We start from the raw sequence: 7,105 nt of genomic DNA, 5'->3' as shown, positions 1-7,105 counted from the left end.
GCCCCCTTGGAGAATATGAAACGCGATGAGATCGTTCCTACCCGCCCGCACTAATCCGCTCGGCCAGGCCATACGCGGCGCCCTGCTCGGCCTGGCGTTGACTGGCACCAGCCCGGCCGCCCTGGCGCAACTCCCGGAAGATGCCGGCAGCAGCCAACAACAGCACTGGAACATCCCCGCCGGGCCACTCGCCGACGCGCTCGACCAGTTCGCCCGCCAGGCGGGGTTGAACCTGTCCTATCCTGCAACCAGCGTCGCGGGCAAGGCCAGCCAAGGCGTCAGCGCTGCCTTGACCAGCCAGCAGGCCCTTGCCACCTTGCTGCAAGGCAGTGGTTTGCAGGCCCAGCAGCTGTCCGCCAATGCCTATCGACTGATTCCAGCGAGCGCGCCGCAGAGCGCGGTCGAGTTGGATTCGATGACCATCACCGGTCAAGGGCAAACAGGCTCGCACCAGGCCCCGCACGTCGTTACGGTAGGCTCGAAGACTCCGCTCGCCTTGCGCGAAGTGCCACAGACGATAAATGTGCTGGGCCAGGAACGGATCGAGGAACAGAACCTCTACACCCTGGAACAAGCCATGAAGCAGGTCGGTGGGGTCACCGTGCAGCGTATCGACGCCAATCGTACGGTGTTCGTCTCCCGCGGCTTCGAGATCAACTCGCTGCAGCTGGATGGCACGCCGACGACAATGGACGGGCGCATCTTTCTCTCGCCGGACCTGGCGATGTACGAGCGGGTGGAAGTGCTCAAGGGCCCGGCCGGGATTCTCAACGGGGCCGGAGGCACCGGCGGCAGCATCAACCTGGTGCGCAAGCGCCCTCAGGCCGAAGCAGCGGTTTCCGGCGAGCTGAGCGCCGGCTCCTGGGACGACTACCGCGGCATGCTCGACGTCACCGGTCCGCTGACCGACAGCGGCAACATCCGCGGGCGTGCGGTGGCCAGTAAGCGCGATCGGCGGTTCCACTACGACGGCGGCGATGAGCAAAGCAACCTCTTCTACGGCGTGCTGGAAGCCGACCTGACCCCGGATACGCTGTTAACCCTGGGAGTCAGCCATCAGGAAGTGGATGCGCGTGGGGCGCAACGCTCGCTGCCGTCCTACCTGTCGAGGACCCCGGACGGCGATTTCAAGCTGTCATTGGTCGATGTCTCGCGCTCCAATTTCTACGGCGCCGACTGGAACCGTGACTATTTCTGGAGCGACAGCGTTTTCGCCGAGCTGGAGCAGCAACTGGCTGGTGGCTGGAAGGCCAAGCTCTCCCTGCGTCATGCGCAGAACAACTTCGACCTGATCCAGGTCTATGCACGCAACGGCATGGGCATCGACCCCGAGCTCAATGTGTTGGACATCAACGCCATCCGCTTCGACTACCGCGAAGAGCAGAACGAGGTGGATGCCTATGTCGATGGGCCGTTCAAGCTATTCGGCCGTGAGCATAAGCTGCTGGTCGGTGCCAATTACAGCCGTTCCGAATTCTTTAATAAAGGCAACTACAACTCCGAATTCCTTGAGGAGGTGGCCCTGTTCGATCCGCAGGTCAGCTCAGCCCAACCGGGCTTCGATCCTCAACAGAATGTCCTCGCCGATACCCGCCAGCGCGGCCTCTACAGCAATCTGCGCCTGAGTCTGGCCGAGCCGTTGACCCTGGTGCTGGGCGGTCGTCTCTCCTGGTGGGACTTCGACAACAGCACCTACACACCGGCGGGAGCTCGCACCGGCAAGAGCAACGACAATCTAGACGCCGAATTCACGCCCTTCGTTGGCCTGGTCTACGACCTCAACCCGACCTATTCCTTCTACGCCAGCTACGCCGAGGTGTTCCAGCCGCATGATGCGCGCACCCGCGATAGCAACGGCGACATGCTCGAGCCGTTGCAGGGCAAGCAGTGGGAAACTGGGATCAAGGGCGAGTACCTGGACGGCGCACTGGCAGCCTCCTTCGCCCTGTTCCAGGTCGAGGAACAGAACCGCGCCATCGACGACCTGGATGAGGACTCGGTGGCCGGTGGCAAGGCCCGCAGCCGCGGCTTCGAGACCGAACTCAACGGTCAGCTGAGCGCCGACTGGAGCTTGAATGCCAACTACACCTACACCCACAAGGAATACCTGAACAGCACCGACACCGTGAAAGTCTTCACGCCCAAGCACATCTTGCGCGTGTGGACCCGCTACCAACTGCCGGGCGAATTGCAGCGCTGGAACCTGCAGGCGGCCATGAACGCGGTCAGCAAGACCTACAACAGCATCACCCCGCTGGGAGATGCCAAGCTGCAACAGAGCGGTTACACCCTGTTCGATGCCGGTTTTGGCTACCAGATCACCCCGCAGTTGTCGGCGGATCTGCTGGTCACCAACCTGACCGACAAGAAGTACTACCAGCGCATCAATACCATGCAGGACGGCAATATCTGGGGCAATCCAAGGGCCGCCACCATGACCCTGCGTGCCACGTTCTAAGGCGCGAAAAAGCGTGCCAAGCCCGGCTCTGGTTGAGAGCCGGGCTTTTGTCGTGTTGCCGTCCGTAGGGCGGGTTAGCTGCGCAAAAACGCTCCAACAAACGACACAGGGCTCGCCGCGCGGCGTAACCCGCCAAGACGGAGCCCGGATTGCGCGCGGAGGCAGACAGGTTTTCGTAACCCGGATAAGCGCTAGCGCAATCCGGGTAGTAGCGGGTCGGCCGATCCAGGAGATAAGTGTGCACACCCTCAGCAAAGCGTCCGGAAAAAATCTCGCCCTGACCCGTGGCGCTTATCTGCTGTTGGTGTTGATCGCCAGCTATGGCGTTATCTGGGCGCTCACCGGCTGCGCTGGCGGCGCATTGTTCCGCCTGGGCCTGGCGCGTAGCGAGGCGGTGATTTTCAGCAGCTTGCTGGGTTTTTTGCTCTATCCGGTGATCGCTATAACCGCGCTTGCGGTGCGGCGGCCGCTGCGTTTCTGGGTCGTGCTGGCGCTGGTGAGCGCGCTGCTGGCAATGCTCGGTCGCAGCTGGGGAGCACGCTGATGTTTGCCAGCCTGCGCCAGGCCATGCTCTGGCTGCACAGCGTGCTCGGCCTGGGTTTCGCCGGGTTGCTGTTCGTGGCGTTCTTTATGGGCAGCCTGGCGCTGTACGACAGCGAGCTGGATCGCTGGATGCTGCCGCAGACGCGCCTGCCGCCGGCTTCCGCCGCGCTGTCGCTGGATCGCCAGGTGCTGCCGGTGGCCGAACGGCTCACTAGCCAGCAAGCACTGGAGCAATGGTATGTGGAACTGCCCAACAGCCGGGTGCCGCTGCTGCGCCTGCAATCCTGGGACCTGCAGGATCGAGGGAAAAGCCGATTTATCGACCCGGGCACTGGCCGCGTGGTCGCCGCGAGCAGTAGCCAGGGCGGCGACTTCTTCTACCGCTTCCATTACATGCTGCACCTGCAGGCCGGTCGCCTGGGCCTGCTGCTGGTCGGCCTGGCCAGCATGGCCGGGTTGCTGGTGATCGTCTCCGGGCTGGTGATCCATGTGCGCTTGCTCAAGGACTTCTTCAGTTTTCGGCCGGACAAGGGGCCGCGGCGGCTACTGGATCTGCATAACCTGTCCGGGGTATTCGCCCTGCCGTTTTTTCTGGTCATGCTGCTGAGCGGCCTGGTCATCAGCTTTCCGCTCTATCTACCGGCCGGCATTCTGGCGACTTATCAGGCGCAGGCTGGCGAGTTCGACCGCGAGGCGCGCGCCGCCTTTAGCCGGCCGTCGTCGGGCCAGACTGGCAGCCTGGCGTCGCTGGACGATATGGCCGATCAGGCGCGAGCGATATGGCAGGACGGCGAGCCGGCCTTCGTCCGCGTCTGGCACCCGGGCGATGCCCAGGCCTATGTGGAAATCGGCCGTTCCCTGGCCAACCGCCTGAGCCTGGACGCCGAGACCCTGTACTTCGATGGCCCCAGCGGGCAACTGCTGCATCAGGCTAGACTGAAACCGGCAGCCGCCACCTATAGCCTGCTGGCCGGGCTGCATGTCGCGCACTTCCAGCAGCCCTTGCTGCGCGCGCTGTATTTCCTGGCCGGCGTGAGCGGCTGCATCATGCTCGCCAGCGGCCTGCTGTACTGGACCGAGAAACGCCGCCGAGAGCATCTGCACGGCCGAACCGAGGTACGCCTGGTAACCGCACTGAGCGCCAGCCTGATCGGCGGTCTGCCGCTGGCGACCCTGGCCATGCTGGTGGCCAACCAGCTGCTGGCGCAAACCTTGGCCAACCGTGCGAGCTGGGAGGTCGTCCTCTTTTTCTCCGCCTGGCTGGGGGCTGTCCTGCACGCCACGGCTGGGGTCTACCGCTCAGCCGCACATCGCCCGCCCTGGCGCGAGCAATGCGCCATCATTGCCTCGCTGGCCCTGGCGGCGGTGCTGCTCAATGCCTGGAACGCCAACGGCCATCCGCTGCCGGCTTTGGCCGAGGGGCAATGGGCGGTGGCCGGAGTCGATGCCGTGCTGCTGCTCACGGCGTTGCTGGCAGCCTGGGCCTGCAAGCGCCTGCATCGGGTCCAGACACCGGCGTTACCCCGGGGAAACCTTGAAGATGCTTGATCTGCTGTGCGCAACCGGCCTGCTGATGCTGCAGCTTTTCACCCTTGGCTGCCTGGCCCTGAGCCAGGACAAGCACTGGCGGACGCTGATGGAACAGACCCGATTACCCCCCAAGCAGCGCCTGCAGTGGCTGGGTGGGGCCGGCCTGCTGACGGGCTCGATCTTGGCCATGAGCCTTTACGGCTGGGGCTTTGGTATCCTGATCTGGCTGCTGTCGCTGCCATTGGGCGGTTATGTGGTTACATTTGCCCTGGCGCTGACCCTCTCTGCCAGGCAAAGCCGCTAGCAGGCCGGGCCATACCGGTGTGCGTCAGCGAATGAACGCCTTGCTCACTTCACGGAACAGTTCGCTGCCGGCCTGCTCCAGCCATTCGAAGGCCACCATTTCACGCGACACTATGCTGGCGCCCGCCTGCTGCATGCGGGCCAGGGCCAGCGCCTTGTCCGAGGCCCTGCGCGAGCCCACCGCCTCCGCCACCACGAAGACGCGCCGGCCCTGGGCGAGCAGGTCGAGTACGCTCTGCAGCACACAGACATGGGCTTCGCTGCCGCAGACCACGAACTGCGGCCGCTCACCGCCGGGCCGGGTGAACAACTCGCCTTCGCTGACCGCGGAAAAGTGCAGCTTCTCGATGATGGCCGCAGGCTCATGGCCAGCGCGCAAGGTCGGGATCGTCTGCCCCAGGCCCTTGCTGTACTGCTCGGTGAGCAGCACCGGCACGCCTATGCGCTGCGCCACCTGCTGCAGCCACAGGGCATTGTCGGCCAGCGCCTGGCAGTCATCGATGACCGGGAACAGGCGCGTCTGAATGTCGATGATGAGCAGGGTCGAAGTCGCGGCTTTGATTCGCATCAACAGTCCTTCGTCATTGGTTGGTCACGGCAACCGCGCAGTCGGCTCAACGCCTGCTCCACCACCGGTTCAGTTGGCCGGCGCCTTGAGCCTCGGCAGTTTTTCCAGCCGGTAGATCTGCCCGATCAGGCAATGCTCGGGGAAACCGCCGGAGTCGATCGAAACGATCTTGTCCAGGGTGGTCAGGGCGCCGGCCGTCGTGCTGTAGCTGATGCGGTTACTGAAATTGAGGTTGCGACAGGGGGAGGAGAACTCGATCAGATAAGAGCGTCCCGGCCCGGTCCCCAGCACCATATGCCGTTTATCGAGGTACTGCCAACCGTCGATATCGGTACGCCACAGCGACTTGACCGCTTCGCCCTGACGATAGCCCAGCGCGGCCAGACGATCTTCCAGTGGCAACGCCTCATCGCGGAGCGACTGCTGACCGCAGGCGGCGAGCAGCGCACCCACCAGCAGGATGAGCAAGATTTTCAGTGTGCCCATGATGTCCCACCCGACCGACAGCGCAGCCGCCGCCGGCCCAAAGTGCCTGCCGGACCTAGGCAGGCGGTAATCCACGCGCAAGGCTCTGGCCACCACAGCTCGAGAAAAATCGTAGCGCCGGATAAACGCCCCCTTTGTTAAGGTACCCCTCGCCGCGTTCCACAGCCTTCGCGCATAAAGACAGATTACGCCCGATGCGCGGCTCCAGAAATACACGGCAAGTCACCGAAGCACATGAGGAGCGGTATGAAGCAGCAACTCGCCATCACCCTGGAATGGCTTGAACACTACCCCGAGCTCTACACCCTGATCAGCGTCGGCCTGCTGGCACTCGCCGCCTGGCTCGGCAACTGGGTGGTCAAGCGCATCCTCCTGCGCGGCTTGCACCGGGTACTCGAGGCCACGTCCCTGGGCCAGGACCAGGCGCTGGCCGACTCGCGGATCAGCGCCCGCCTGGCCAATATAGTGCCGGCGCTGATCCTCTCCGCCGGTATCGGCCTGGTGCCGCACCTGCCCGCCGCGGCGGTCACGGTGGTGCGCAACGTCTGCAGCGCCTTTATCGTGCTGACCGTCGCCCTGGCGATAAGCGCCAGCCTGAGCCTGATGAACATCTTTTATCGGCGCCGCCCGGATGCCTACCTGAAGCCGATCAAGGGCTATGTCCAGGTGATCAAGATCCTGGTGTTCGTCATCGCCGCGATCCTCATCATCGCCACCCTGATCGACCGCTCGCCGCTGATCCTGCTCTCTGGCCTGGGCGCCATGGCCGCAGTGCTGATGCTGATCTTCCAGGACACTCTGTTGTCGCTGGTGGCCAGCGTGCAGATCTCCTCCAGCGACATCATCCGGGTCGGCGACTGGATCGAGATGCCGCAACTGAATGCCGATGGCGACGTGATCGACATCGCCCTGCACACGGTCAAGGTGCAGAACTGGGACAAGACCATCACCAGCATCCCGACCAAGCGTTTTATCAGCGACCCGTTCAAGAACTGGCGCGGCATGCAGGAGTGCGGCGGGCGGCGGATCATGCGCAGCCTGTACCTGGACCAGACCAGCGTCGGCTTTCTCAACCCGGAGGAAATCACCCGCCTGCAGCGCATCAGCCTGCTCAGGCAGTACCTCCAGCACAAGCACAGCGAACTGCTCAGCTGGAACAGCGCCCTGGCCGAAGACGGCCAGGAGCCGGCCAACACCCGCCGCATCACCAATATCGG

At 63.9% G+C, this 7,105-nt stretch carries 7 protein-coding genes; 5 read left to right on the top strand and 2 right to left on the bottom strand.

Annotation, left to right across the window (positions count from 1 at the left end; genetic code table 11):
- The first annotated feature begins 25 nt into the window (after nucleotides 1–25).
- The 4 genes from ABZE94_RS18960 (at nucleotide 26) to ABZE94_RS18945 (ending at nucleotide 4,835) form a co-directional block, all read left to right on the top strand.
- Nucleotides 26–2,458, top strand: a complete 2,433-nt coding sequence (locus ABZE94_RS18960) for a TonB-dependent siderophore receptor (protein ID WP_372877410.1) — start codon at nucleotides 26–28, stop codon at nucleotides 2,456–2,458.
- 238 nt (nucleotides 2,459–2,696) lie between these two features.
- Nucleotides 2,697–3,002 carry a hypothetical protein gene (locus tag ABZE94_RS18955; protein WP_372877408.1) on the top strand — a complete coding sequence of 102 codons (306 nt, stop codon included), beginning with the start codon at nucleotides 2,697–2,699 and terminating at the stop codon, nucleotides 3,000–3,002.
- A complete protein-coding gene (locus ABZE94_RS18950) occupies nucleotides 3,002–4,549 on the top strand; it encodes a PepSY-associated TM helix domain-containing protein (RefSeq protein ID WP_372877406.1) in 1,548 nt (515 codons plus the stop codon). Before ABZE94_RS18955 ends, ABZE94_RS18950 begins: the two co-directional genes overlap by 1 nt.
- A complete protein-coding gene (locus tag ABZE94_RS18945) occupies nucleotides 4,542–4,835 on the top strand; it encodes a DUF3325 family protein (protein ID WP_372877405.1) in 294 nt (97 codons plus the stop codon). The genes ABZE94_RS18950 and ABZE94_RS18945 overlap by 8 nt, the downstream gene beginning before the upstream one ends.
- Nucleotides 4,836–4,859: 24 nt before the next feature.
- On the opposite strand, the gene ABZE94_RS18940 is transcribed toward ABZE94_RS18945, so the two are convergent.
- Together ABZE94_RS18940 and ABZE94_RS18935 are read right to left on the bottom strand one after the other, a co-directional pair.
- Nucleotides 4,860–5,402, bottom strand: coding sequence for a hydrolase (locus tag ABZE94_RS18940; protein WP_372877403.1), 543 nt, complete (start codon nucleotides 5,400–5,402; stop codon nucleotides 4,860–4,862).
- A gap of 69 nt (nucleotides 5,403–5,471) precedes the next feature.
- A complete protein-coding gene (locus tag ABZE94_RS18935) occupies nucleotides 5,472–5,888 on the bottom strand; it encodes a DUF6491 family protein (protein ID WP_372877401.1) in 417 nt (138 codons plus the stop codon).
- Between the two features lie 246 nt (nucleotides 5,889–6,134).
- Here ABZE94_RS18935 and ABZE94_RS18930 point away from each other — a divergent pair.
- The coding region (locus tag ABZE94_RS18930; RefSeq protein ID WP_372877399.1) for a mechanosensitive ion channel family protein at nucleotides 6,135–7,105 on the top strand (971 nt) is incomplete at its 3' end.

The sequence above is a fragment of the Pseudomonas sp. genome (assembly GCF_041601375.1).
GTDB lineage: Bacteria > Pseudomonadota > Gammaproteobacteria > Pseudomonadales > Pseudomonadaceae > Aquipseudomonas.
The sequence above is the reverse complement of the archived record's forward strand: the minus strand, read 5'-3'. Positions and strand labels throughout refer to the sequence as shown.

Bases quoted from the DNA above. Each gene is read 5' to 3' on its own strand.
- ABZE94_RS18960 (WP_372877410.1), top strand. From the start codon at position 26: ATGAGATCGTTCCTACCCGCCCGCACTAATCCGCTCGGCCAGGCCATA.
- ABZE94_RS18950 (WP_372877406.1), top strand. From the start codon at position 3,002: ATGTTTGCCAGCCTGCGCCAGGCCATGCTCTGGCTGCACAGCGTGCTC.
- ABZE94_RS18945 (WP_372877405.1), top strand. From the start codon at position 4,542: ATGCTTGATCTGCTGTGCGCAACCGGCCTGCTGATGCTGCAGCTTTTC.
- ABZE94_RS18940 (WP_372877403.1), bottom strand. From the start codon at position 5,402: ATGCGAATCAAAGCCGCGACTTCGACCCTGCTCATCATCGACATTCAG.
- ABZE94_RS18935 (WP_372877401.1), bottom strand. From the start codon at position 5,888: ATGGGCACACTGAAAATCTTGCTCATCCTGCTGGTGGGTGCGCTGCTC.